The sequence below is a fragment of the Ureibacillus sp. MALMAid1270 genome, from assembly GCF_049202975.1.
Taxonomy (GTDB): domain Bacteria; phylum Bacillota; class Bacilli; order Bacillales_A; family Planococcaceae; genus Ureibacillus.
The window spans coordinates 1-25,969 of the sequence record NZ_JBMIRP010000021.1 but is presented as its reverse complement, the minus strand read 5'-3'; the positions used below and the strand labels follow the sequence as shown (position 1 = coordinate 25,969).

General features: G+C 34.5%; 25 protein-coding genes and 1 other annotated feature. Of the genes, 3 read left to right on the top strand and 22 right to left on the bottom strand.

Features of this window, described 5'->3' with window-relative positions:
* Window positions 1-302: 302 nt before the first annotated feature.
* From rsgA to ACOQFO_RS01860, 5 genes are all read right to left on the bottom strand, one after another.
* Window positions 303-1,388: a ribosome small subunit-dependent GTPase A gene (gene rsgA, locus ACOQFO_RS01880; RefSeq protein WP_421688022.1), complete on the bottom strand. Its 1,086-nt coding sequence runs from the start codon at window positions 1,386-1,388 to the stop codon at window positions 303-305.
* A 174-nt stretch (window positions 1,389-1,562) separates the two neighbouring features.
* Window positions 1,563-1,943, bottom strand: coding sequence for a VOC family protein (locus ACOQFO_RS01875; protein WP_421688021.1), 381 nt, complete (start codon window positions 1,941-1,943; stop codon window positions 1,563-1,565).
* 13 nt (window positions 1,944-1,956) lie between these two features.
* A complete protein-coding gene (locus tag ACOQFO_RS01870) occupies window positions 1,957-2,121 on the bottom strand; it encodes a VOC family protein (RefSeq protein ID WP_421688020.1) in 165 nt (54 codons plus the stop codon).
* 96 nt (window positions 2,122-2,217) lie between these two features.
* A complete protein-coding gene (locus tag ACOQFO_RS01865) occupies window positions 2,218-3,306 on the bottom strand; it encodes a M42 family metallopeptidase (protein WP_421688019.1) in 1,089 nt (362 codons plus the stop codon).
* A gap of 52 nt (window positions 3,307-3,358) precedes the next feature.
* Window positions 3,359-3,841: a dUTP diphosphatase gene (locus ACOQFO_RS01860; protein WP_421688018.1), complete on the bottom strand. Its 483-nt coding sequence runs from the start codon at window positions 3,839-3,841 to the stop codon at window positions 3,359-3,361.
* Window positions 3,842-4,000: 159 nt separating this feature from the next.
* On the opposite strand from ACOQFO_RS01860, the gene ACOQFO_RS01855 reads away from it, so the two are divergent.
* Window positions 4,001-4,384 carry a sigma-w pathway protein ysdB gene (locus tag ACOQFO_RS01855; protein ID WP_421688017.1) on the top strand — a complete coding sequence of 128 codons (384 nt, stop codon included), beginning with the start codon at window positions 4,001-4,003 and terminating at the stop codon, window positions 4,382-4,384.
* Between the two features lie 131 nt (window positions 4,385-4,515).
* Window positions 4,516-4,941, top strand: coding sequence for a DUF2935 domain-containing protein (locus ACOQFO_RS01850; protein WP_421688016.1), 426 nt, complete (start codon window positions 4,516-4,518; stop codon window positions 4,939-4,941).
* 64 nt (window positions 4,942-5,005) lie between these two features.
* Here ACOQFO_RS01850 and metG read toward each other — a convergent pair whose 3' ends face one another.
* The 5 genes from metG to infC all read right to left on the bottom strand — a co-directional run bounded on the left by metG (window position 5,006) and on the right by infC (window position 9,153).
* Window positions 5,006-6,643, bottom strand: a complete 1,638-nt coding sequence (gene metG / locus ACOQFO_RS01845; protein ID WP_421688015.1) for a methionine--tRNA ligase — start codon at window positions 6,641-6,643, stop codon at window positions 5,006-5,008.
* Window positions 6,644-7,273: 630 nt separating this feature from the next.
* Window positions 7,274-7,516 (bottom strand) — a binding site (T-box leader).
* Window positions 7,517-7,597: 81 nt separating this feature from the next.
* On the bottom strand, window positions 7,598-7,870 hold the full coding sequence (locus ACOQFO_RS01840; protein ID WP_421688014.1) for a DUF1294 domain-containing protein: 273 nt from the start codon (window positions 7,868-7,870) through the stop codon (window positions 7,598-7,600).
* A gap of 115 nt (window positions 7,871-7,985) precedes the next feature.
* On the bottom strand, window positions 7,986-8,345 hold the full coding sequence (rplT, locus tag ACOQFO_RS01835; protein ID WP_421688013.1) for a 50S ribosomal protein L20: 360 nt from the start codon (window positions 8,343-8,345) through the stop codon (window positions 7,986-7,988).
* Between the two features lie 70 nt (window positions 8,346-8,415).
* Window positions 8,416-8,616: a 50S ribosomal protein L35 gene (gene rpmI, locus ACOQFO_RS01830; protein WP_106780348.1), complete on the bottom strand. Its 201-nt coding sequence runs from the start codon at window positions 8,614-8,616 to the stop codon at window positions 8,416-8,418.
* A 30-nt stretch (window positions 8,617-8,646) separates the two neighbouring features.
* Window positions 8,647-9,153 (bottom strand): translation initiation factor IF-3, encoded by a 507-nt coding sequence (gene infC / locus ACOQFO_RS01825; RefSeq protein ID WP_421688037.1) that lies wholly within the window; start codon window positions 9,151-9,153, stop codon window positions 8,647-8,649.
* 381 nt (window positions 9,154-9,534) lie between these two features.
* Between infC and ACOQFO_RS01820 the strand changes: the two genes are divergently transcribed.
* On the top strand, window positions 9,535-9,804 hold the full coding sequence (locus ACOQFO_RS01820; protein WP_421688012.1) for a Parvovirus coat protein VP1-like protein: 270 nt from the start codon (window positions 9,535-9,537) through the stop codon (window positions 9,802-9,804).
* Window positions 9,805-9,875: 71 nt separating this feature from the next.
* Here ACOQFO_RS01820 and thrS read toward each other — a convergent pair whose 3' ends face one another.
* The 12 genes from thrS to ACOQFO_RS01760 all read right to left on the bottom strand — a co-directional run.
* Window positions 9,876-11,807, bottom strand: a complete 1,932-nt coding sequence (gene thrS, locus ACOQFO_RS01815) for a threonine--tRNA ligase (protein ID WP_421688011.1) — start codon at window positions 11,805-11,807, stop codon at window positions 9,876-9,878.
* Between the two features lie 409 nt (window positions 11,808-12,216).
* Complete coding sequence (gene dnaI, locus ACOQFO_RS01810) at window positions 12,217-13,164, bottom strand: primosomal protein DnaI (protein WP_421688010.1); 948 nt, start codon at window positions 13,162-13,164, stop codon at window positions 12,217-12,219.
* Between the two features lie 3 nt (window positions 13,165-13,167).
* Window positions 13,168-15,909: a DnaD domain protein gene (locus tag ACOQFO_RS01805; protein WP_421688009.1), complete on the bottom strand. Its 2,742-nt coding sequence runs from the start codon at window positions 15,907-15,909 to the stop codon at window positions 13,168-13,170.
* Between the two features lie 22 nt (window positions 15,910-15,931).
* Window positions 15,932-16,399 carry a transcriptional regulator NrdR gene (nrdR, locus tag ACOQFO_RS01800; RefSeq protein ID WP_421688008.1) on the bottom strand — a complete coding sequence of 156 codons (468 nt, stop codon included), beginning with the start codon at window positions 16,397-16,399 and terminating at the stop codon, window positions 15,932-15,934.
* A gap of 197 nt (window positions 16,400-16,596) precedes the next feature.
* Window positions 16,597-17,619, bottom strand: coding sequence for a glyceraldehyde-3-phosphate dehydrogenase (locus ACOQFO_RS01795; protein WP_421688007.1), 1,023 nt, complete (start codon window positions 17,617-17,619; stop codon window positions 16,597-16,599).
* Between the two features lie 208 nt (window positions 17,620-17,827).
* On the bottom strand, window positions 17,828-19,681 hold the full coding sequence (locus ACOQFO_RS01790; RefSeq protein ID WP_421688006.1) for a DUF4652 domain-containing protein: 1,854 nt from the start codon (window positions 19,679-19,681) through the stop codon (window positions 17,828-17,830).
* On the bottom strand, window positions 19,674-20,198 hold the full coding sequence (locus ACOQFO_RS01785) for a sigma-70 family RNA polymerase sigma factor (protein WP_421688005.1): 525 nt from the start codon (window positions 20,196-20,198) through the stop codon (window positions 19,674-19,676). Before ACOQFO_RS01785 ends, ACOQFO_RS01790 begins: the two co-directional genes overlap by 8 nt.
* Before the next feature lie 137 nt (window positions 20,199-20,335).
* Complete coding sequence (coaE, locus tag ACOQFO_RS01780; protein ID WP_421688004.1) at window positions 20,336-20,929, bottom strand: dephospho-CoA kinase; 594 nt, start codon at window positions 20,927-20,929, stop codon at window positions 20,336-20,338.
* Window positions 20,930-20,947: 18 nt separating this feature from the next.
* Complete coding sequence (mutM, locus tag ACOQFO_RS01775; RefSeq protein WP_421688003.1) at window positions 20,948-21,820, bottom strand: bifunctional DNA-formamidopyrimidine glycosylase/DNA-(apurinic or apyrimidinic site) lyase; 873 nt, start codon at window positions 21,818-21,820, stop codon at window positions 20,948-20,950.
* Between the two features lie 12 nt (window positions 21,821-21,832).
* A complete protein-coding gene (gene polA, locus ACOQFO_RS01770) occupies window positions 21,833-24,460 on the bottom strand; it encodes a DNA polymerase I (protein ID WP_421688002.1) in 2,628 nt (875 codons plus the stop codon).
* A gap of 154 nt (window positions 24,461-24,614) precedes the next feature.
* Window positions 24,615-25,058, bottom strand: coding sequence for a DNA polymerase I (locus ACOQFO_RS01765; protein ID WP_421688001.1), 444 nt, complete (start codon window positions 25,056-25,058; stop codon window positions 24,615-24,617).
* Between the two features lie 251 nt (window positions 25,059-25,309).
* A partial coding sequence (locus tag ACOQFO_RS01760) for a group II intron maturase-specific domain-containing protein (protein WP_421688000.1) occupies window positions 25,310-25,969 on the bottom strand: 660 nt, incomplete at its 5' end.

Below are 25,969 nucleotides of genomic sequence, written 5' to 3'. Positions count from 1 at the left end.
CCAATAAAATTAATAATTACCTATTTTTACAATACCATATTTTGCTATAGATTTAAAAAACTCTTACGTCTTTTGGGATGGATGATACTAAAAACCCAATCTTAAATTCGAGTTAGGTATGAAATTACTAGGTGCGGGATACTTTCGTGACACTATTTCCGAAATCTCTACTAAACTGACACATAACTAAACTGCCACTAATCTTCTCTATCATTTCAGAATTACCCACGAAACCTTTTTTCAAGAAACAAAAAAATGAATAAATCATTTTTCAGATTTACTCATTTCTTCGTTTTTTACATTTATCTAATTTTCTTTTTATTTTTTTCTTTGATAAATTTCCGTGCATTTTTCATGTCACCGACACCACTAAACATGTCATTTAGCTTTTCTTTTTCAATTCGTTTTGAATTTAACCCATCATACTTTGTTTCTTTCTTCAATTTGCGGAAGCTTTCAAGTCGTTCAGGAGATAATGTTCCCTCCTGAATTGCATTTTGCACCGCACATTTAGGTTCTTTATTATGCGTACAGTCGTTAAATTTGCATTGAGCTGCAAGTTCTTCAATATCAGCAAAAGATTTAGAAAGATCAGCATGAATGATTCCAAGTTCCTTCATACCAGGCGTGTCTATAACTACCCCTAAGTTTGGAATCATGAATAGTTCCCGTCTTGTCGTTGTATGTCTTCCTTTATCATCATTTCGAATTCCACTCGTTTCAATGATACTCTCACCGAGTAAATGGTTAGTTAATGTCGATTTTCCAACCCCTGATGATCCGATAAATGCTACTGTTTTACCGTCTGATAAATATTTTTTTAATTCCTCAAATCCATCCTCAGAAATACTTGAAGTTATGATAATTTCAATTCCGATTGCAATTGATTCAACTTCTTTTCGTTTTTCCTCTAGATCTGAACATAAATCAGATTTCGTAAGAACAATGACAGGTACTGCTCCACTATCCCAAGCTACAGAAATATATCTTTCTAATCTTCGGAGATTGAAATCGTTATTTAATGACATGCAAATAAATAAAGTATCAATGTTTGCAGCTACTACTTGCGTATCTGTTTTTCGCCCAGCTACTTTACGAGCGAATGTACTTTTTCGGGTAAGTACTTGATGGATAATACCATCCCCTTGTGTATTATCGATTCGATCCACCATGACAAAATCACCGACAGCTGGGTATTCAGACAGATCACTTACAGAGTGACGGAATTTCCCAGAAATCTGTGCTGTCATCTCACCTTTTTCAGTAATTACTTTATATAAATTTGTAAATTGCGAAGATATGCGACCAATATATAAATTTTTATATTGTTGGGAGTCCTGAATTAATCTATCAGTTAGTCCTAGATTTTTCATGTTTACTTTTTCCAATTAATTTCCTCCTAAGGTTTAAAAAGTTCCTTTGGGAGGTTTACCTGCAGAGTTATTTTGCTGTAACCTCCCTAATTGTTACAATTGACTTCATTTGAATGTTTTTCATAATACAACAGCTCCTTTCAGTACATTTATTATATACTGGATGTTATGGTAAATATAGGGGCATGCTTAATCTAATGAACTACAAATTTCAATGTAATGTCCATCTGGGTCTGCTACATAGGCAACAACTTGACCCCATGGCTTTTCAATTGGCTCCACTAAAACTGGTACATCCTGATTTCTTAATTCTTCAATTGTACTCTTCACATCTTCTACGACAAATCCAATCTCAAAAGTTTGAGACGAATGAATTTCAGGAATTTCTAATCCTGTAATTTCTTTTACACTCTCTCTTGTATTAATAGATAAGATTGTAGATCCTGTTTCAAATTCAATGTACGTTCCGTGTTCACCACGAATTGGTAAACCTAATACTTCGTGATAAAACGTTTTGGACTTCTCGTGGTCCTTCACATATAGAATGATATATCTCATTTTTAGATTCATCTTTGTTCCTCCATTACTCGTTATTTTTCTCCCATAATTCGATCCATCTACCATCTGGATCAGCTATCCAAAGAAACGATCCATAATCACTGCGCTCTAATTCTTTTACAATAGTTATATCTAGTTTCTTGATATGTTCAACATATGCATTTATGTCTTCTACTTGAAAATTAAGCATTACTGATTGTTCTTTTGGAAAATAATCGCTATCTTCTTTAAATAACGAAAAAAGCGTTAATCCTTTTATTTGGGGTTAACGCTTTACTTCAAATTTCTATTCAGAAATTACTTTATTTACAGTTTCACGATCTAATCGTTTTACCACTTCTACGATTAATTTAACTGCATTATCGTAATCATCGCGGTGTAAAATTCCTGCATGAGAATGGATGTAACGTGTTGCAATACTAATAGCTAGAGATGGTACACCACTTCCAACTAAATGCATTGAACCAGCATCTGTTCCACCACCAGGAGTTGAATCAAATTGATATGGAATGTTGTGTTCTTCCGCAACATCAACTACTAGATCACGTAAGCCTTTATGTGAAACCATAGAAGCATCGTAAATAATTAGTTGAGGACCAGCACCAATTTTTGATGTTGATTCGTTTGGTGTAATGCCAGGAGTGTCACCTGCAACACCTACATCAACTGCAAAACCGATATCAGGTTGGATTTTATATGTTGCTGTTTTCGCACCACGTAATCCAACTTCTTCTTGTACATTTCCAACTCCATACACAATGTTTGGATGTTTTTCATCTTTTAAAGCTTTCATCACATCAATGGCAATTGCACAGCCAATTCGGTTATCCCAAGCTTTTGCAAGAAGCATTTTTTCATTTTTCATGACGTTAAATTCGAAATATGGAGTAATCATATCTCCAGGACGAATTCCCCATTCTTCTGCTTCTTGTTTTGAAGTTGCACCAATATCAATAAAGATATCTTTCATTTCCATTACTTTTTTACGTGATTCAGCCGGTAAAATGTGTGGTGGTTTTGATCCGAATACACCAATGATTTCATCGCCTTTACGAGTTGTAATCGTTACACGTTGTGAAAGCATTACATGGCTCCACCAGCCACCAACAGTTTGGAATTTAATGAATCCTCTTTCGTCAATTTGTGTCACCATGAAACCAATTTCATCTAAGTGACCAGCAATCATAATTTTAGGACCGTTCGCATCGCCCACTTTTTTAGCGATTAAGCTTCCTAAACCATCCGTTTCGATTTCATCCGCATATGGTGCGATGTATTTTTTCATTACTTCACGAGGTGCTCTTTCATTTCCCGCGATTCCATTTGCATCAGTTAGTTCTTTAAACATTGTTAGCGTTTCATCTAATTTTGTCATGGATTGCCCTCCCAAAATAAATAGCTAATTAAGTATACTGCAAATCTTGTTGTTAATACCCAGTTCGTTGACGTTCATAATTTTTTTCATTCTTTGTAATATAACCAGCTAAAATGTCTTCGAATGTAAAGCCTAAATTATAAGCTAGCACACTATAATATTGCCAAACTTGACTATATTTGTCTACTTCTGGATTATGTATAAATGATAAAATTACTTCTTGCGTTTTTAAAAACCACTTTGTCAAATCTACTTCTTGTTGAACATCTGGCCATCTATCAATCTTATATCCTTTTTCATTGCCTAATGATAGTAAAAAATGAATGGAATCAACAAATTCCTCTAATAACACTTCACGTTCAGATGGACCTTTTGAGCTCCAATATTTAAAGCATCTTGTCTCGTTTGCTAGTTCTGCTAATTCAATCGTTAAAGCTAGTCCCTTTTCAATAAAAACATCTCGATGGATGTCACGACTATTCTCAATAAAGGCATCTAACTCTTTTTGCAACGAAAATAGTTCTATCAATTCCATATCAATTTCCTCCTTTATTAATGTTTTGTTGCGTTTTATGTAATAATTCACATTACAATTAAATATTAAGAAAGTTAAGAATTTCTTTATCAAAAATGAAACTTATTTATACTTTCTATCGTAAATGAAAGTACAATGTATTTACAAGGGGGAACTCTAATGGCTTTTCTCATTCGAATAATCGTGATTTTAGCAGTCATTTACATATTTTACAGAATTGTTCGTTATTTGTTAGATCCAAAAAGAAAGCTTGATGAAGCTTATGAAAAAGGTCAGTATTATTTTTATGATGATGTCAAAAATGTGCGTAAAAACTTTTTCATTTCTTATAAGGGTGCTCTTTTTGAAGGGGAAAAATATTTGGGAACGACAGAAAATGCCTTTGAAGTTGTTTCGATTTTCGTCTGGGTACATGACACTGGAAAGTTACATGGAATGACGAAAGAAGACTTCTACTATTTAGAAGAAGAAATTTTATTAAATTATCCGAATGCGAAAATTAATTGGAAAAATCCAATAGAAAAATTGATGAAGGAAAAATAAACGATGAAGGATGCTCTTTTAAATGTTAACTCCTTGCAAAGAAAGCATCCTCCTTTTGTCCTTTGGAATTCATATTCTCCGATTTTTTTACATATTTTTAAAATGATATGAATTATGATGGAGGGGAATTATTGCAATTTTTCTATGGGAGTCAACTGCCACTTCGTGTTCTTGATGAAGCCGAGTTTTGGAAACACCAAGAAGCAGAACATACAGTCGTCATTCGTGAACTTGTCCCAAATCTTGAACAACAATATGTCGATGCCTTAAAGGAATGGGAAAAAGCATTTACTCAAACACATCAACATATTGTTCAATTCATTGAAACTGTTAACCGTTCAAAAGGCAATATTTCTCAAAGATTCTATCATGAAATACTTCAATTGACCTCTTTTTGTTTACACCAAAGTCATGAATTTATCCATTTCTGTCGTACACTCGTGGAAGCAAGCAAACCAATAAGTTCGAATTATACAGCTAAAGTTGTAATGAATCATATTATCGTTGAATCTGAATATTTCATCGGGGTAGCTCAAACAATTTTATATCAAAGTTAATGGTTAAATTAAAATTAAGGATTGTAATGCTGAAATGTTCGCTTACAATCCATTTTTTATTTCATTAAATATTTGCCTGGTTATATAACACATTTAATTCTTCATCAATTCGCTTAACATCAATTCTTTCGTACAAAGGGTGTAAATTTATTATTTTTTCCGGCAGAGTCGTTTGTAATTTCCACTCATTTACTTTTATTTGGAGCATTTTCTTAAGTTCTTCTGAGGCAAATGGTAAAAATGGCTGTAGAAGCTGAGCTAGATTGATAATGATCAACACACAAGTCGATAAAGTTTGTTTACATTCCTCTATATTTTCATTTACTTGAATCCATGGTTTTTTCTCATCAAAATAACGATTCGCCGAACGAATATATTCAAAAATGGTTTCTAGAGCTATTTTGAAATGACCTTGTTCAATGGATTCTTCTACCTCTTTATAGATTTTTTCCGTTTCTAATAGTATATCGTTTTCAATATTAGACTGAGGAATAGTTGAGTTAAATGATTTTTCTATAAACTTTAGTGTTCGGTTTACGAAATTACCGAACGCGCCAAGTAATTCCCCATTGTGACTATAGATAAATTCCCTCCATGAAAAATCCGTATCTCGATTTTCAGGTGCGTTAACTGTTAAAAAATATCTGATTGAATCTGGATGATATCGCTTTAATAGTTCTGGTACCCACACTGCCCAATTTTGACTAGTAGAAAGCTTTCTTTTTTCAAGGGTTAAATATTCATTTGAAATGATATGGGTTGGAAGTGTTTTGTTATTTAAGCCTAGCAAAATGGCTGGCCAAATGACAGTATGAAACGGGATATTATCTTTACCATGAATATAATAGGAAATTGTGTCTTCATTCCACCAATTTTCAATTGATTCATTATGCTGCTTTGCCCATTCCAAACTTGCTGTTAAATAACCTGATACAGCTTCGATCCACACATAGATTTTTTTCCCTTCAAAACCAGGTATCGGGACATCAATTCCATTTGGTAAATCACGTGTAACTGCTCGATCTGGTAACCCCTCACTTAAATAACGTTTTGTTAGTTCGATTGCATTCTTTCTCCAAAGATTACTTTTCTCAGCGTTCAAAGTATATTGCTCTAATACATCTTGAAATTTACTAAACGAAAAGTAAAAGTGTTCGGTTTCTTTAATAATTGGCTCATTACCACAAAGTTTACATTGCTTGTTAATTAAGTCTAGTGGATCTAATATCGTTGAACATTGATCACATTGGTCACCCCTTGCTTTTGCACCACAATTCGGGCATATCCCTTCGACATAGCGATCTGGTAAAAATTGTTGGTCTTTTTCACAATATGCTTGTTTTACTTTCTTTTTGTATAGATAGCCATTTTCTAAAAGAGTGAGAAAGATTTTTTGTACACATTCGTGGTGATGTTCTGCATCGGTTCGAGTGTATAGATCATAAGTAAAGCCTAATTTTGTGAAGCTGTCTAGGAATTCGTTATGATAGCGATCTACAATTTCTTTTGTTGTTGTATTTTCTTGTTTTGCTCGAATGGAAATGGGTGTTCCGTTACAATCACTTCCCGATACGTATAACACCTTTTCCCCTTTTTGTCTGAAATAGCGTGCTAAAATATCCCCTGGTAATAATGCAGCAATATGACCTAAATGTAAGGAACCATTTGCATAAGGCCAAGCTCCGCCGATGATGACTGTCATCTTTTAATCCTCCTTTGGTAATTTGTAAGTGATTGGATTACTTATCATGTATGGCTTTTGAGACATTTGGTGGTGGATTCTTTGCAGAAATGTCTCATATCTCTCACTTTTGAGACATTTTGGGTTGGGTTCTCCTTTGAAATGTCTCATAACTCATGCCTTTGGGACATTTTGGGATGGATTCCCCTGTGAAATGTCTCATAACTCATACTTTTGGGACATTTTGACTTATGTTCACCTGTAAAATGTCTCATAACTCATGCTTTTGGGACATTTTGACTTATGTTCACCTGTAAAATGTCTCATATCATCCTTTTTTGGGACATTTTGGGATGGATTCCCCTGTGAAATGTCTCATAACTCATGTTTTTGGGACATTTTGGGGCGGATTCCCCTGTGAAATGTCTCATTACTCATACTTTTGAGACATTTTGACTTATGTTCACCTGTAAAATGTCTCATATCATCCACTTTTGTGACATTTTAGGATGATTCTAATGGCTAAATGTCCTATAACATCCTCTTTTGAGACATTTCAGAATAAATTCTCTGATCAAATGTCTCGAACTCTAGTTCAATCCCCCCAATCCCAAAAATAGAAAAATAAAAAAACGCCCTAATCGAATAAACGATTAGGACGAGATACCCGTGTTACCACCTAAATTTACAAATAGCTCACACTATTTGCCTCGATCAGTACGTGTTCATACTGCCGCAGTTGTAACGAGTGCCCCTCGGCGTAGTCTACTTCAATCACTTGGTTCGGTACGCAGCTCAAAGGTCATTTTCAATAAGGTTCCGTTGCTTCATTTCCACCATCAGAAGCTCTCTATAAACTTTCACTTATTTACTTTTCCTTCTCAACGCTTTCAATCTAAAATGGAATTTTTTATTATTTATTAATGTACTATACTCTAATTCTGTTGAAAAGGCCATTATTTTAAAATTAATTTATCAAAAACTAATGGCGTAGGTTCTTACTAATAGAAAAACATGAATAGCAGCAAGAAGTGGGAATCCAAAAGCAAAAGAATTATGTTTCGTTTTGTGTCGGAAGAAATACATACCTAACACACCACCACATGCGCCACCAAAGATAGCTATGGTAAATAAAGTTCTTTCAGATATTCGCCATTCTTTCTTTTTTGCCTTTGACTTATCTAATCCCATAAGGATTAATAGAATAATTGATTCTATAATAATAAAGGCTAATAATGCATACCACATAAGTATGTGCCTCCTATATTGAAAAAGACTGATAGGATATCCTATCAGTCTTTGTTTTTTGAGTATTAGATTGTGACTATTGCAAGCAATTACCACAAAGTGTTAATACGAAAAATTATTTCGCAACTGCATTTTTAGCAGCTTCTGCTAATTGTGCGAATGCAGCAGCATCGTTTACTGCTAAGTCAGCTAACATTTTACGGTTAACTTCGATACCAGCAACTTTTAAACCGTGCATTAAACGGCTGTAAGAAAGACCGTTGATGCGAGCAGCAGCGTTGATACGAGTGATCCATAATTTACGGAAATCACGTTTTTTCTGACGACGGTCACGGTAAGCATATTGACCTGATTTCATTACTGCTTGGTTAGCAACTTTATATAATGTATGTTTTGAACCAAAATAACCTTTAGCTAATTTTAAAACTTTTTTACGACGCTTGCGCGTTACTGTTCCGCCTTTTACGCGTGGCATACAAATTACCTCCTGCAAATTCTTCCGAATGTTTATTTAATTCACGTTCAATTTATAACAAATTACAATATTATTTCATGTAAGTTAGTAAAGATCTGATACGTTTGAAGTCACCAGAAGTCATTACTTTACCTTTACGTAGGTGACGTTTTTGTTTTGTAGATTTGTTAGCGAATAAGTGGCTTCCGTAAGCACGGTCAAATTTTAATTTTCCTTTGCCCGTTTTTTTGAAACGCTTCGCAGCGCCACGGTGAGTTTTCATTTTTGGCATTTCGAATTTCCTCCTAAACTATTCTCGATATTACTTTTTCTCGTTCTTCGGTTGAAGAACTAAGAACATGCTTCGTCCTTCCATTTTCGGTTTTTGTTCAACCGTAGAAACTTCAGCACATTCCTCAGCAAAACGATCTAAAACACGTTGCCCAATTTCTTTGTGTGTAATGGCACGACCTTTGAATCGTAGGGAACATTTTACTTTGTCGCCTTTTTCAAGGAATTTAATCGCATTACGCAACTTAGTTTGGAAATCATGTTCATCAATTGTAGGGCTTAAACGAACCTCTTTCATATTGATGACTTTTTGATTTTTACGAATTTCACGATCTTTCTTTTGCTGTTCAAACTTAAACTTACCATAGTCCATAATACGTGCGACTGGTGGCTTAGCTTGAGGGGCCACAAGGACAAGATCCAAGTTTACACGAGCGGCAATTTCTAACGCTTCATTACGCGTTTTAACTCCAAGCTGATCACCATTATGATCGATTAGACGAAGTTCACGTGCGCGAATGCCTTCGTTTACATACATGTCTTTGCTAATACGAATCCACCTCCAAGATTGTGTCGGGAATACATGAGTTAAGAGCAAAATCGCCCGGTTGAACGGTACACTTCCTATGTATGTCCATAATAAAAGGACGGACATGCTAAGAAGATGTCCGCCCGCTATATATCCATACGCTCCAGATGCGTATTAAAATTCAACGTGTATACCTGCAAACAGCAAATGCGTCCTATCAGGTGAGAAGCGGGCAGCCTCTACTTCAACCACAAACTGTATTCATAACCTAATCAATATTATCATCCAAATAGTAAGATGTCAACAATAATCTAAAATAATCCGCCCTTTTTCTTTTTAGAGCTAGTCATATTTTATAATAACGAATCTAAAAAGAAAAGAGGTATTAGAATGAGCGCTAGAAGACGGAGTATATTCGGATTTTGTTATCCAGGATATCGGTACTGTGGTCCAGGATGTTCAGGTCCCGGATTACCGACAAATCCAGTGGATGCTTGTTGTAAATTACATGATGAATGTTACGTAAAATATGGTCGATCAAAATATTGCGATGAACAATTTTATCAATGTTTAGCCCCTTATTATAGTTCCAATAGTAACCTTGGTAGAGACGCTAGACTCTTTTCTAGAGCAATTCATTTACGTAATTTTTTATTTTAACATTATTTAAATTCAACAAGCATGACTCCGAAGTTTTATTAGAAGCCCGTTTTTCAGGCGGGCTTCAATTATTATTTTCGTGCTTCAGCAACTAAATTATTTACGAATTCATCTAATGCCACTGTTTCTGAATCTTGTGAACCGTAGCGACGTACGTTTACAGAATTAGCTTCCATTTCTTTGTCACCTAGTACAAGCATGTAAGGGATTTTCTTCATTTGTGCTTCACGAATTTTGTAACCTAGTTTTTCTTCACGGTCATCCATTTCTACACGAAGTCCAGCTGCTTGTAATTTTTCAACGACATTACGAGCATAGTCATAATGTACTTCATTTGAAACTGGGATAACTTCCACTTGAACAGGTGCTAACCATGTTGGGAATGCTCCTTTGTATTCTTCGATTAAGAAAGCAACAAAACGTTCCATTGTAGATACAACACCACGGTGGATAACAACTGGGCGATGTTGTTTTCCATCTTCACCAACATATGTTAAATCAAAACGTTCTGGTAATAAGAAGTCAAGTTGAACTGTTGATAATGTTTCTTCTTTACCAATTGCAGTTTTTACTTGTACGTCTAATTTCGGCCCGTAGAATGCCGCTTCACCTTCAGCTTCAAAATAATCTAAGCCAAGGTCATCCATTGCTTCTTTTAACATGCTTTGCGCTTTTTCCCACATTGCGTCATCATCAAAATATTTTTCTGTATCTTGAGGATCACGGTAAGATAAGCGGAATTTATAATCATTTAAATCAAAATCTTTATATACATCTAAAATTAATTCAACAACACGTTTGAATTCTTCTTTAATTTGGTCAGGACGTACGAAGATATGCGCATCATTTAAAGTCATCCCACGTACACGTTGTAAACCTGAAAGACCACCTGAGCTTTCATAACGGTGCATTGTTCCTAATTCACCAATACGAATTGGTAATTGACGGTAAGAATGCATCGATGATTTGTAAACTTCCATGTGGTGTGGACAGTTCATCGGACGTAAAACTAATGTTTCGTTATCCATTTCCATTGGTGGGAACATATCTTCTTGGTAGTGATCCCAGTGACCAGAAGTTTCGTATAATCTTTTCGAACCTAGTACGGGTGTGTATACGTGTTTATATCCAAGTTTTACTTCTTTATCAACGATGTAACGCTCAATAATACGACGAATTGTTGCACCGTTTGGTAACCATAATGGTAAGCCTTGACCTACTGTTTGTGATAAAGTAAATAATTCTAATTCTTTACCAATTTTACGGTGGTCACGTTCTTTTGCTTCTTCAAGCATTTTTAAATGGTGTTCTAAATCTTCTTTTTTGAAGAAGGCAGTACCATAAATACGTTGAAGCATTTTATTATCAGAGTTACCGCGCCAGTAAGCACCAGCAAGGCTTAATAATTTAAATTCTTTTAACTTACCAGTTGATGGTACGTGGATACCACGGCATAAATCGAAAAATTCACCTTGATAATAAATTGAGACTTGCTCATCAGCAGGAATTGCTTCAAGAAGTTCTAATTTATATTCGTCGCCTACTTCTTCATAGATTTTTTGTGCTTCATCACGAGAAACGTTTCTACGTTCGATCTCAAGATTTTCTGAAATGATTTTTTTCATTTCTTTTTCGATTTTCGGGAAATCATCAGCAGAAATTGGTTCTGGAGCGTCAACATCATAGTAGAACCCACCTTCGATAACTGGACCAATTCCTAATTTAATGCCAGGGTATAAACGTTTTAGTGCTTGTGCTGTTAAGTGTGCTGTTGAGTGACGTAAAATTTCAAGTGCCTCTTCAGATTCTGGAGTCACGATTGCAATTGAACCATCTACCTCGATCGGTGTTTTTAGGTCGATTAACTCACCATTCACTTTACCTGCTAATGCTTTTTTACGGAGACCAGGGCTAATAGAAGCTGCTACGTCTTCAGTTGTTGTTCCGCGCGCAAACTCCTTTACAGCGCCATCTGGGAATGTTAACTTAATAATTTCTGACATGTTGTTCTCTCCTTTTTGTATTTTTTCAAGTTCAATCTAAAATAGATTGAAATTCACACATAACTTGACTCTTTTGGGAGGAATGAAAGAAAAACAAAAAAGCGCCATCCCTGGTAAAGGGACGACGCGTTAGCTCGTGGTTCCACCCTTCTTCCTTCCGAAACGTAATAGTTTCAGACGAAGCTCTAGGTCGGTTAACGTACCGATTAACGTTAGCGGATTGGCCCCGCTAATGCTCCGAGGTAGTAAAGAATGTGCCGTTACTAGGAAGCTTACAGCCAAGACTCCCCTCTCTAAAAGTACGCTTCACAAACTTGTTGTCCTCATCAAAGCATGGATAATAAAATTTATGATAATAACTATTAACGTAGTATACGCTCGAATTTTGAAAAATGCAACTAGAAAAAATTTATTGACGTTTTCGATTTGTTATTAGTTCAAATGGATAAGTCATCGCCATAATTCTTTGGACGATTCTAGATCCCTTAATCGGATCAATATCCCCTTTTGTTATACGACTATAAAATCTTTCTAATTCCTCGTAATTTAAATTCGAAGATACAAAAATCGGTAGATGCTGGCTCATACGATAATTTAATATCGAAGATAATATTTCATCGCGAGTCCATTCAGAATTAGATTCCGCACCTAAATCATCTAGCATTAATATCGGCACTTTTTTAATAAAATCTACCTTTTCTTCGTAGGTACCATCATTTAAGCTAGACTTTAACTCTCTGAAAAATTCGGGTACGAAAAGTATGGCTGTTTGAATTTTCAGCTTGGTAAATTCATTTGCTAATGCGCCTAAAATATAAGATTTACCTGTGCCATACAATCCATGTAAGTATAACCCTTTTCTCGGAAGAGTATTTGTTTCTTTATATTCGTTTATAAAATCTGTCGCATATTCTGCGATTTCTAAACGAGCTTTTGAATCCATATCCATATTGCTAAGACTAGCGTTTAATATATCCGAAGAGATATGGAAGCTTCTTAACATGCGTTTCACTTCACGCTGTTCGTCTTCAATCAGTTTTTGCTGACATGGCACATAGTTTAATTCAACCTTCCCATTTCTAATAGCAATCGTTGGGAGAAAACCATTTAAATAATTTGTACACTGGTCAGTCCCCTGTGCACCACAGCAAGTATGGGATTGATTGATATATTCATGAAATGTCGGCAAATTTTGTTGGATAAACTGTTCGGTTATTTCTAAATTACTATCACTTAGTAGCTGTTGGATTTCCGGATGTCCCAATATTTCCATTTTCATCTTCTCATAACGTTCTTGAAATGAAGGGATGTTTGCTACTCGTTTTAGTGCTTCACTTATTGGTTCGATTTTCCTCACCTACTAATTCTTATTCCCAAGCTTTTCTAAAATGCGCTTTCGCTCTTTTTCAAAGTCAATTTGTTCATCATGCTCTAGTTGATGTTCTTCTGGTGACTTATTTCGATCATTATACCATTTTGGTAATGGCATAACTTGTTTTGCACCGAAAGGATTCAGTTCTTTATTTAACTGTCTTTGCTTACGACTTTCTACGGACTCTTTTGCAATTTCAAGTGCTTGACCAGTACCTATGACACCTTTGTATCGCCAATCAGCAGCAATCGTTTCAGTGAATTTTGTCGGTAGTTTCCCATCATTTACTTCTAAAACATATTCAATTAATACGTTTGCGACACCAACAGGTAAGTCAAATCGATGTACAAGCGATTCAGCTAATCGAACGTGTTGTCCGTAAGGTTCGATCCCATTATTCAAATTCTTTAAGAATTGATATGGCGTAACAGATTCATATTTTGAATACATAGGGTCAATATTGCGTTCTTTGTTAAGTCGGTTTAGCCCATCTTCAGTAATAGTTGGAATATAACCAACTTTCTCTCGCATTTCTACTTTCTTTTCTTGGTTCTCTATATTATTTTTAGCTTGTTCAACAGTTTGAATTTGTTTATTTCTCCAATCATTTGCAATTACTTCAACATATTTCTTTGGCAATTGTCCTGACTTTAAAGAATACACATATTCAATTAACACGTTCGTTACACCAACTGTTAATCCGAATTTTAAAACTAAGCTTTCAGCAAGACGAACATGTGAAGAAAGTGGTTCCATTCCCTTATTAAGATGCTTTAAGAATTCATATGGCGTTAGACTAGCATAACCTTGCCATTCTTTTCGTACTGTCTCCACTTTAATAATAGACTCTGGCGTAATTTTAGGAACATATCCCAGTTTACTATGCAGATCTTTTGCTTCTTTTTGTTGAAGTACATAGTCAATTGCGCCTTGTGCCGTTTGAATTCCTAATTGTCTCCAACTACTTGCAATCGTATCAACAAGTCGTTTCGGGAATTGACCATTTTGTGTAGTTAATACATATTCAGTTAATACATTAACTACACCAACTGGCAAGCCATATACAATGACTAGATCCTCTGCCAATTTAACCGTCATTGGGAATGGTTCGTTCCCTTTATAATAATTTTTTAAGAACTGATATGGTGGAGTCGATTCGTAGTATTGATAATCTTCATCTAAATCTTCTGGAATAGCTGTGAATTGTTGTATATTCTCATTCGTAATTCTAGCATTAAACAGCAATTCTCTCTTCGATTGTTTTTCATCTTTTGTTTTCTGAATTTGAGCTAACGCATCATCTGATGTTTGAATATTTAGCGTGATCCAGTTGCTAGCAATTGTCTCAACAAACTTCTTACTTACTTTCCCATCTGTCTGTTTAATTGCATATTCCATTAAAACATTGACAACCGGTACAGATAAACCATGATATTTCACCAATGAATCCGCAATTTTTACAATATAATCAAATGGTTCTTTTCCTTCATTGATATATTTTAAAAATTCATAAACATTAAATGAATCATATGGATTTTTCACTTGTATTAATTCAGGCTGTTGCGGTGTTTTATTATTATATTTGTCGTGTTCTAAACGAGCAAACTCCATCGCTTCTTGAGCAGTTCGGATATTTTTTCGATTCCAATGGTCTGCAATCGTCTCAACAAAGTTTTTAGGCAGTTTTTTGTCAGTTTGTAACATCACGTAGTCGATTAAAACATTTACTACACCAGGATTCATGCCGTGTTTAATGAATAAATTTTCGACTAATTCACGAATATAAGGAGTCGGTTCTTTCCCATTATTTAAATTTCTTAAATGGTCAATTGGACTTGTTGTTTCATAGTAGTGTAGTAACTCTTGTTCTTTGGAAGGAGTACTTTCTTTTTCCTGTTTTGACTCTTCAAAAGTTTTTGAGAAATTTGGTAAATCCTTCGAAATCGTTAACTGATAATATTCAAGTGCAGCTTTTTTTAAACGTTCATCTTCTATTTTTAAATTTTCATCTATCGCTAGAATAACTACTTTTTGCATATCTAGAGGTGTTAACTGATATAAAAAAGCAAGTTTCGCAATAGATTCTCGAACTTCTGGTGTAATTGCACTGGTAGGAACTAAATGTTCAGACAAACCGGAAAATAAAAGATTGAAATCAAATTGATGATAATAGAAAGGAACATCTTTTTTTCTAGTTGTACCGCTCACTTGTAAATCTTTTGGTACGTTCTTATGTACAGGTTTAAAAACGTCAACGAAAGTACGAGAAACTTCTGTATAAGATTCAGTTTTATTTGGCTTTAAATAACGCGTTTTTAAATTACGATAAGCCTGTTCACCAATCTTGCTATATAAAAACATTGATAGTAATGGATCTTGGAAAAAACTTTGCGCTTCAATTGGACGCATTAACTCATATATAAACGAACGGCCATCGATCGTATCTTTACGATAAGTTCGCAATAAACCAATCGCTTCTAATGTGATTCGCGCTTCAAATACTTTCCCAATCGGCATATTTAAAACATTCATTAAATGATAATGATTAAATGTAATGTTTGAACCTTCTTCACCTTCAGCCCAAAGTGTATTGTAGAAACAAATTGCCTCTAACCCTGTTAATGGCTGATAAAATAATGTAATAAGTTGACGCTCATGTGCAGATAAAAACTGAGGGATACTTATTTCAAAATGATCCGCAGGTTGTAATTCTTTATACAAATGAACCATTCAACAATTCCCTCCCAAATTATTACTTCACGTCTGATTGTCTGTGTAAAATTTCTTTTAGTTCTTGAATAAAGACATTGATATCTTTAAATTGTCGGTAAACAGATGCAAAACGTACGTAAGCCACTTCATCAACTTTCGCTAAGTGATCCATTACCATTTCTCCAACAGCATCAGAATGAACTTCCGCGTATCCAATTCGTCTAAGTTGCTTTTCAATTTCGATCACGATTTCTTCAAGTCTACTTAATGGAACTGGTCGTTTTTCGCATGCTCGAATAAGACCGCGCAATATCTTTTCTCTACTAAACTCTTCCCTCGATCCGTCTTTTTTCACAACGATTAAAGGCGTCTCTTCAATTCTCTCAAAAGTAGTAAAACGATATGAGCACGATTCACATTCTCTACGTCTACGAATTTCTTTATTGTCATCAACAGGTCTTGAATCTACAACTCGCGTACCGTTAAATTGACAAGCTGGACATCTCATAGTTTTTAAACTCCTATTTCTCTAGTATCGTAATACTATTATATCAAATATTAATCTATATAAAAAATACACTTTCGTTTCTTTTGCAGAGGTTTATTATATATGATTTTTTACTATTTTTATAGGATAAAATGATGGAAATGAAAAATCCGGTTCAATGAAAATTGAACCGGCAATATATATTCGATGAAACGATATTAATTTGTAACAGCAGTTTTTAATTGATTTACCACTTTTTTCGTTAAGTCAACTACACGTGCTGAGTAACCCCACTCATTATCGTACCAAGCTAATACCTTAACTTTTCTTGTGCCCATAACCATCGTTAACGGACCATCAATTGTTGAAGAGTAAGTTGTTGTATTGTAATCACTTGATACTAAAGGTTCTGTAGTGAAGTTTAAAATGCCTTTCATTGGACCTTCAGCAGCTTTGATGAATGCTTCATTCACTTCTTCTACAGTAACATCTTTTTGTAAATCTACAACAAGGTCAACTAAAGATACGTTAGGAGTTGGTACACGTAAAGCTAAACCGTGGATTTTACCTTTTAACTCAGGTAATACTAATGCTAATGCTTTTGCAGCCCCAGTTGAAGTAGGGATAATTGACTCTGCAGCAGCACGCGCACGGCGTAAATCTTTATGTGGATTGTCGATATTTTTTTGGTCGTTTGTATAAGCATGTACAGTTGTCATTAAACCATTTTCAATTCCGAATGTATCATTTAGAACTTTAGCTACAGGAGCTAAACAGTTAGTCGTACAAGAGGCATTTGAAATAACATGGTGATTGTTAACATCTAACAATTCATCATTAACACCCATAACAATTGTTACATCTTCATTTTTACCTGGAGCTGTTAAAATTACTTTTTTCGCACCAGCTTCTAAATGCTTAGCAGCTTTGTCTCTCTCATTAAATTTACCTGTAGCTTCAATAACGATATCAACGCCCATATCTTTCCAAGGTAATTGTAATGGATCACGCTCGCTAAGTAGTACGATATGTTTGCCATTTACGATTAAAGCGTTTTCAGCTACTTCAATCGTACCTTCAAATTTACCGTGATTAGTGTCATACTTAATTAAATGTGCTAATGTTTCAGCTGGGTAACTTGCATTTACTGCTACAATATTTAAATCGTCTTGAACGATTGCTTGACGGAATACCATACGGCCAATACGGCCAAAACCATTAATTGCAATAGAAACTGTCATAAGTTTAAAAGCCTCCTGTGATTGGTTATCATATTATGTTTTACTTTTCTCCAAAATAGTATAACACATTAAATTGAATGTGAACATATTATTTCACATAATAAAATGCTGCTCTATGTTAAGAATTTGTTAAAACAGCGTTCTTTATGTTAAAAAATAAAAAAACTTGGCTCCTTTTTAGGAACCAAGTTTTAGTTATCTGATTAATTTATGGAGTAATCGAACCTTCTTCAATATGACCAACATTAAATTCAGCGTCATCATAGATATGTTTTTTGTACGTGAATGTTCCGTCACCATTTGCTTCAATTGACATTATTTCTTCTTTGCCATTATTTTCAAATATGTTTTCAAAAACTGGTGTGATGGAATGGTCTTTTACGTTTAGTATATACAGGGAACCACCCTTCGTTATAGTACCGTATCCATATCCTATAATGACAAATAGTCTTTCTTCGTCAATCCATTTGATATCCTTTGGTGTATTTTGTTCACCTTCGTATCGATATTTATAAATTGTAAATTTGCCTGTTTCTAAATCTTCTATTACAAGACGATTTAATCCTTCAAAATCAGCTCTACCGTGAAGAATTGCTCGCTTTGTATTTAAAGGTGAAATTTCATCTTCATCAATTGAGTTATAGTTGTACTGTTCTTCTTCAAATACTCTAAAGAGATAATTACCAACTACTTCATTCATGATTTGGTCAATGGATGAAAGTTCTGTCGTAACTCCTTCTTCATATTGCCCAGTTTCTTCATTATAAAACATAGATTCAATCTTCACTTCGCCAAATCCAATAGCATAGTATTTCCTTGAAAGGTAGTTTTCTGTTTCTGATTCTAATACTATTACATTTTCAAATGTGGAATACATCGTTCCTACTTCACCATTCGTATCAATCAATGTATACTCACCAAATACATCTCCTACAGTAAACGGAGCTTTCATAACAATGTCTATTGTTGGCAATTGTTCTAATTCCCCTATTGTCATGTTTGAAGGTGTAGATCCATCAATCATAGTTTCATAAATGATCTCAATTTGATTGTTTGTTATTTTATATATTTTTTCTATAGTACCGCCGCCGTGATATGAAATTTGCTGAACAAATTTTTCACTTAGCCATTTAGTTTGAACTTTTACCCCACTATTTTCAAAACCACCAATGAAAAATAAGTCTAAATCTTCAGGTGGGAAGAAGTAGGATTTTAAAAGGTCACTGTAGTCGTTTTCTTGTGATATTTCGTTGCCGAAAGAAATGGAAACAAGTTCAGAACTTCCTGAATGCTGACTATTAACATCTGTTTTTACAATTCCGTATCCAGGAACATAATATTTTTTAAAATCGAACTCATCATCAACTGCATATTCATATTCGTAACCCTCAATTTCTTCAATTAAAATGGCATTCGTAAAATCACCATATTTAGTAGATACTGTTGCATTTGTACTCGTAATTTGTAATCCATTAAACTGTGTGCCGACTTCAATTGGTGCTTTAAAAATTACAGATAGAGTTGGTAATGAATCTAACTCTTCAATTGTCCAATCTTCCCGTGAATCCCCATCATTAATTAATTCAATTTGCTCATTTGTTATTCGATAAATTAAGCCTTTTCCATCTTTACTACACTCAGGACAATTAATTCCTTTACTAACTTGTAGTACATATCGATCACTTAACCATTTCGTTGTCACAATCGAACCAGTAGCATAAAAGTCGACAACATCATAGGTTGCGACGGTACCATCAGGTGGAAAGAATTGTTTAAGTTCTTCGTAATAACCAGTATCATCCATTGGATCAGTTACTGGGTCAACTTCCGAAGGATCTTCATCATTGATTGCCGATTGTTCATTCAACAAATTTGGTAAGAATATGAGACCTAAAATGAATATTCCTACGAAAGAGGCGAATGTTATATAATAACCCCAAGCAAATTTCTTCACTTTTTGAGGTTTAGAATCAAGCGAATCATTCACACGTTTGATTACACTATATTTTTTTTCAGTAGTATCGCCCATCTTAGCAAGTAGCTGTTTTTTTATTTCATTCATGGAGAAGCACCTCCCATTGATTGTTTTTCAATTCATCTTTTAAGAGAATACGAGCTTTACGAAGTCGCGTTTTAACTGTGTTTTCTGATAGATTTAATTGTTGTGCTACTTCAATTAAAGATAATTCCTCGAAATAATAATAAATGATCACTTCTCGATATTTTAAAGGTAACTGCAATACCGCTTTTGCAAGCTCTAATCTTTCATCTTTCTCAACTAATCTATTTGGATTGTTTTTCGGTCTAACCGAAAAACTATTTGTTAAGACTTGCATTCGGTATCGCCAACTTTTTAAGTAGTCTTTGCATTTGTTTACAGTAATTTTTGATAAATAGGTTTTAACCGATGAGCGTTCTTCAAACTGCTCAAACTTTTGATAATATGTGATAAATACATCTTGAACAATATCTTCAGCAGCAGGCCAGTCTTTTACGTAAAGGAATGCTAATCTTAATAAATAATCGGCATGCTCGTGCATGATTTGTTGAAAATCCCGCTCATCCAAAACTTTATTCATATACAATCCTCCTTCCTGCCTTTAATGAATAGACGAAGCTCAAAGTTCATACGTTTTACTTTTATGTAAAATAATGAAATTTTTTAAAAAAAGGCCGGCATAAGCCGACCTTAAATTTATCTATGTTATTTTAACTATTAAATGACTTCCCAATTACGTAAGATTGTTTCAAGTTGTTTTTGGGTTTCTTCAAATGAACCATTATTATCAATTACCGCATCTGCACCGTTTTCTTTTTCAGATAAAGGGAGTTGGGAGCTTATGCGCGCAATGGCCTCTTCTTTACTTAAATTATTTCTTTCCATCAAACGTTTTAGTTGTGTTTCTTCCGATACAGTGACAACTAAAATTTTCTCAACAAAATGTTGTAACTTACTCTCAAACAATAATGGAATATCCATAATTACCGTTTTCGCACCATTTGCTAAATGCTCATCTCGCTGACGTAACATTTCTGCACGAATAGCTGGGTGAATAATTTCGTTAAGCACTTTGCGTTTTGTTTCATCATTGAAAATGATAGATCCTACTTTTGCCCGATCCATCTCGCCGTTTTCAGTGATTACGTCTTGTCCGAAAGCCTCAGCGATTTTTGCTAATGTTTCCGTTCCAGGTTCCACGACAACTCGCGCAACTACATCTGCATCTACAATCGGTAATCCGTATTCTTTTAACATCTTAGCTACAGTACTTTTCCCACTAGCAATACTTCCCGTTAATCCAATAATCATTCTCGTAAACACACCTTTTTAGTGTTGACATTGAGGACAATAAACAGAAGTCCGCCCACCAATAGTCATCGATTTCGTAATTGAGCCACATGCACTGCATTGTTTTTTTCCATACATTTTTAAACGGTGTTGCATACCACCTGCTTCACCATTTATATTTCGATAATCTGAAATAGTAGAACCACCATTTTCAATGCTTTCACGAAGAATATCTCGGATCGTTTCAAACAATTGAATTTTACGTTCTTTACTAATTCGACTAACTTTTCTAGCAGGATAGATCCCCATTTTAAACAATGCTTCTGTTGCATAAATGTTGCCACAACCAGAAATGACTTGCCCATCCATAATGACTTCTTTAATTGGTTTTGATTGGTATTTAGGCAATTTACATTTCTCTAAAAAATAGGTACATGCCTCTTCATCAAATGGTTCAGGAGCCATTTCTAATAGTGGTGGGTGGTCTTCTAAAGTTGTTAATAATCGCATCTCACCAAATCGTCTTATATCAGAAAAGACTAGTAATTCTCCTGAATCTAAAGTGAAAACAGCATGCACGTGCTTTCTGAATTTTTCTTCATGAATTTCATTCAAACTATGAACAACGAACCATGCACCAGTCATTCCTAAATGATTTACAAATAAAAATGGTTGATGATTTTTTTCTACTTCAAAATAAATATATTTGGATCTTCTCGTTACTTTTTTAATGAACATATCCTGCATAGCTTCTTCTAAAAAAGATGGCTCTAAATTTTTTACAATACATTGCTTACCAGCTGCACAAGATTCATAAACCGTTTTCGAAAACTCTACTTTTTTAACAGTTTTACCTTCTACAGCTGGTGCTAGTTCGCGGACGACACCTTCTACTTCTGGTAATTCAGGCATCTGATCACTTCCTTACTTTGCGTCGTACCATGTATTCCCATACGAATATTCCACTTTTAATGGTACTAATAGTTGGATTGCATTTTCCATTACTTCTGGAACAATACGTTCTAAAATTTCGATTTCTTCTTTTGGTGCTTCGAAGATTAATTCATCGTGTACTTGTAGTAACATCTTCGTTTTTAAGCCTTCTTCTTTTAAGCGAGCATCCATATCGATCATCGCTTTTTTAATAATGTCTGCTGCGCTACCTTGTATTGGCGTGTTCATTGCAGTACGTTCTGCAAAACTACGTAAGTTAAAGTTTGAACTTGTAATATCAGGTAAATAACGACGGCGATTTAAAATTGTCGTTACATAACCATTTAATTTTGCTTGCTGTACAATGGAGTCCATATATTCTTTTACACCCGGGAAACTAGTTAAATATCTTTCAATAAATTCACCAGCTTCTTTACGTGTAATATCTAAACTTTGAGAAAGTCCGTAATCACTAATACCATATACAATACCAAAGTTTACAGCTTTAGCAGTACGGCGCATATTAGATGTAACTTCATCAGCCGATACATGGAATACATCCATCGCTGTCTTTGTATGGATATCCATTCCTTCATTAAAGGCTTCAATTAGTCCTTCATCTTTTGAATAATGCGCAAGCACTCGAAGTTCAATTTGTGAATAGTCGGACGCGAACAATACCCATCCATCTTGAGATGGTGTAAATGCTTGTCTAATACGACGTCCTTCTTCTAATCGAATCGGGATATTTTGCAGATTCGGATCAGTAGAGCTAAGTCTTCCTGTTGCAGTAAGTGCTTGTTGATATCTTGTATGCACTTTACTATCATCTTTGTGAATTTCCTTCATTAATCCTTCAATATAAGTCGATTGTAGTTTCGCAAGTGTACGATAATCTAAAATGCTAGCTACAATTTGATGTTTTGATTTTAATTTTTCTAATACATCAGCTGCAGTAGAATAACCTGTCTTCGTTTTCTTAATTGCTGGTAGCTCAAGTTTTTCAAATAAAATAACACCTAATTGTTTTGGAGAGTTAATATTAAATTTTTCTCCAGCTAGTTTGTAAATTTCTTCTTCAAGCTGTGAAATTTTCTGCGTTAATTCTTCGCCCATTTTTTCTAATGTAGCAAAATCAACTTTAATTCCTTCACTTTCCATTTTTCCTAAAATAGCTGCAAGAGGTAATTCTAAATCATAATATAAATCGAATTGTTCATTTTCTTTTAATTTATCTTCAACAATTGGTTGTAGCTTCCAAATAGCAAAAGCTTTACGGCTAACGTGTTCTGCAAGTACTTTTACATCTGGAATCGACCATTTTGCACCTTTACCGTAGATTGTTTCATTTGCTTGTACGTCAGTAAAATTAAATTCTTTCGCAAGTGTAGCTACGTCATCTCCAGAAATTGAAGGGTTAACGATATAGGAAGCTAAAAGTAAATCAAATTCAACACCTGCTAGCTCAATACCATTTCGTTTTAAAATTGCTTGAGCAGCTTTACTATCCGACATATATTTTTTCTTTGAGTCATCTTCTAACCAAGATTTAATGACTTCGTTTTGTTGCATTGCTTCGAATGGAACATAGAACGTTTTTGTCCCATCAGTAAATGCTAGTCCAAATAATCGACATGAATGGTAATGTTCATTTTCAATTTCTAGATGAACGGCCATAACATCTTTTAATAAATCAGAAGTTACGTTTTCAACTATTTCAAATTCAAGAGCAGCAGTTTCCTTTTCTTCTACCTCAAAGTTACTTTTTTCAATAAGGGACTTGAAGGATAATTCCTGCCATACATTTAATACCTCTTGTTCGTCGGGACCTGGGTAATCCAAATCTGCAAGAGTAATCTCTATCGGTGCTTCTGTAAAGATAGTCGCAAGCTTTTTAGACATTTTTGCTTGTTCTTCATTCGCAATAAGCTTTTCTTTCAATTTTGAAGCTTTCATACCTTCTATATTTTCGTATAGATTCTCCACAGTGCTATACTCTTTTAACAATTTAATTGCAGTTTTTTCACCAACTCCAGGAACACCTGGAATATTATCCGAAGTATCACCCATAAGACCTTTCATATCGATAATTTGTTCAGGTGTAAGTCCGTACTTCTCTTCAATATGAGCTGGTGTATATTGCTCAATATCCGTCATACCTTTTCTCGTTATATATACTGTTACTTTATCTGTTGCAAGTTGTGTTAAGTCTTTATCTCCCGAAACGATGATGACTTCCATATTATCTTTTTCCGCTTGTTTAGCTAAAGTTCCGATAATATCATCCGCTTCATACATTGGAAGCTCATAACGTTTAATTTGATAAGCGTCGATTAATTTTCTTAGGTAAGGAAATTGCTCTGATAATTCCGGTGGTGTTTTTTGACGTCCACCTTTATATTCGTCAAAAGACTCATGTCGGAATGTTGTTTTTCCAGCATCAAAGGCAACTAGCATTTTTGTCGGTTTTTCTTCTTCTAAGATTTTTTGAAGCATTGTCGTAAAGCCATAAACTGCATTTGTATGAATTCCACTATCATTTGTTAAGAGTGGTAATGCAAAAAACGCACGATAAGCTAAACTATTTCCATCGAGTAATAGTAATTTTTCTTTTGCCATTGTAATCTCCTTTTTGTCACGTATGTACAAGTCTCATTCATAGTTTTACTTTAACGTGAAAACACATTTAATTCTATTATAAAACACGTATCCATCTTATTCGATGAATACGTGTTATTTTGGACGTCAATTCTATGATTTATTAGGTACAACGTTATTTAACAGTTGTTTTGTTAGGGTTACCTGGTTTAGCGATTGAAGCATAGACGATTTCTTCGTAAATAACCGTTGCTAAAAAGGCGTTCATAAATGAGAACACAATATAAAGCGGCATACCACCTAGATCTGGTGTCATTAATGAACGGAAAAATACTTCGACTAATCCAATTTGTACAAAGAAGAAAATCATACCGACTCCGACTTCCCAAATTGGTCGTTTGTCTGCTCTTTTTTCAAATCGCAATACTTTTTTAAAGCTATTTCGAACATCTTCAGCGATAAATAATGAAATTATGAAATTTATAATAAATAGAATTGGAATTTGTATGAATTCAATTTTTGCCCAAGCGAATGATGTTGAGCTAAATAATGCAGTGATAGAACAGGCCATCATGATCGCAACTAAAGTATTTTGTATATATTTATTGATTTTCTGCAATATAATCGCCTCAAATCTAATAGTTTTTTGATATCTATTAAATTATATAAGAGATTTATATTATTTTATAGTAGTAAATTTTGTAATAGAGAATTAATGAAGGACTGTTAGCATTCGATTTACCTCTCAACTCCCCTTATACAGCTTGCTATTCTTCTTGCCCAGCACACAATAATCGAGTAGGAGACTAGTCATTAATTGACTAGTCGACCTCTCACACCACCAGTACGTACGGTTCCGTATACGGCGGTTCAATAACTTAAGTATCGACGCTCATATAAGAAATTAAGGTCTTTTATTCCCCACTTAATGAGCGTATTTATTTTAATTGCTTTTTGTAAGGTTTCACTTCTTGAGATTCTCCAATATCCCTTACGGGTATTTGCTAATTTCCAGGCTTCATCATGTTGAATACCTAATCTTCTAAGCTGATAGTATTTCGTTCTAGTTTTCTTCCATCTTTTCCAGATAAGTTGTCTTAATCGATGATTTAGCCACATTCCTATTTCCTTAATGAACTTTTTCATATAGCTAATGCCATAGTAATTTATCCAACCAACTGTCACTTCATTTATTTCTTTGGCAATATCTTCAAAGCTCCCCGTCCTATTTCGTCTGGTTTTATATTTAATTTTGTCTTTGAATCTTTTCTTCGCAGAATAGTGAGGTCTACATCCTATACCTTTGGAAGTACTATGAATACAGAACCCTAAAAATTTAAGTTTGGTCGGAGACCCTACTTCACTTTTAGTTTTATTAACTGTCAGCTTTAATTCATTCTCCAAAAACTTTGTAACGCTCTCAAGAACACGTTCACCAGCTCGTTTACTTTTAACGTATATGCAGAAATCATCCGCAAAACGAACAAACTTGTGTCCTCTTTTCTCTAGTTCTATATCTAACTGATTTAA

Bases quoted from the DNA above. Each gene is read 5' to 3' on its own strand.
- ACOQFO_RS01875 (WP_421688021.1), bottom strand. From the start codon at position 1,943: ATGAATCTAAAAATGAGATATATCATTCTATATGTGAAGGACCACGAG.
- ACOQFO_RS01870 (WP_421688020.1), bottom strand. From the start codon at position 2,121: ATGCTTAATTTTCAAGTAGAAGACATAAATGCATATGTTGAACATATC.
- ACOQFO_RS01865 (WP_421688019.1), bottom strand. From the start codon at position 3,306: ATGACAAAATTAGATGAAACGCTAACAATGTTTAAAGAACTAACTGAT.
- ACOQFO_RS01860 (WP_421688018.1), bottom strand. From the start codon at position 3,841: ATGGAATTGATAGAACTATTTTCGTTGCAAAAAGAGTTAGATGCCTTT.
- ACOQFO_RS01855 (WP_421688017.1), top strand. From the start codon at position 4,001: ATGGCTTTTCTCATTCGAATAATCGTGATTTTAGCAGTCATTTACATA.
- metG (WP_421688015.1), bottom strand. From the start codon at position 6,643: ATGACAGTCATCATCGGCGGAGCTTGGCCTTATGCAAATGGTTCCTTA.
- ACOQFO_RS01840 (WP_421688014.1), bottom strand. From the start codon at position 7,870: ATGTGGTATGCATTATTAGCCTTTATTATTATAGAATCAATTATTCTA.
- rplT (WP_421688013.1), bottom strand. From the start codon at position 8,345: ATGCCACGCGTAAAAGGCGGAACAGTAACGCGCAAGCGTCGTAAAAAA.
- rpmI (WP_106780348.1), bottom strand. From the start codon at position 8,616: ATGCCAAAAATGAAAACTCACCGTGGCGCTGCGAAGCGTTTCAAAAAA.
- infC (WP_421688037.1), bottom strand. From the start codon at position 9,153: ATGTATGTAAACGAAGGCATTCGCGCACGTGAACTTCGTCTAATCGAT.
- ACOQFO_RS01820 (WP_421688012.1), top strand. From the start codon at position 9,535: ATGAGCGCTAGAAGACGGAGTATATTCGGATTTTGTTATCCAGGATAT.
- thrS (WP_421688011.1), bottom strand. From the start codon at position 11,807: ATGTCAGAAATTATTAAGTTAACATTCCCAGATGGCGCTGTAAAGGAG.
- ACOQFO_RS01805 (WP_421688009.1), bottom strand. From the start codon at position 15,909: ATGGTTCATTTGTATAAAGAATTACAACCTGCGGATCATTTTGAAATA.
- nrdR (WP_421688008.1), bottom strand. From the start codon at position 16,399: ATGAGATGTCCAGCTTGTCAATTTAACGGTACGCGAGTTGTAGATTCA.
- ACOQFO_RS01795 (WP_421688007.1), bottom strand. From the start codon at position 17,619: ATGACAGTTTCTATTGCAATTAATGGTTTTGGCCGTATTGGCCGTATG.
- ACOQFO_RS01790 (WP_421688006.1), bottom strand. From the start codon at position 19,681: ATGAATGAAATAAAAAAACAGCTACTTGCTAAGATGGGCGATACTACT.
- ACOQFO_RS01785 (WP_421688005.1), bottom strand. From the start codon at position 20,198: ATGAATAAAGTTTTGGATGAGCGGGATTTTCAACAAATCATGCACGAG.
- coaE (WP_421688004.1), bottom strand. From the start codon at position 20,929: ATGATTATTGGATTAACGGGAAGTATTGCTAGTGGGAAAAGTACTGTA.
- mutM (WP_421688003.1), bottom strand. From the start codon at position 21,820: ATGCCTGAATTACCAGAAGTAGAAGGTGTCGTCCGCGAACTAGCACCA.
- polA (WP_421688002.1), bottom strand. From the start codon at position 24,460: ATGGCAAAAGAAAAATTACTATTACTCGATGGAAATAGTTTAGCTTAT.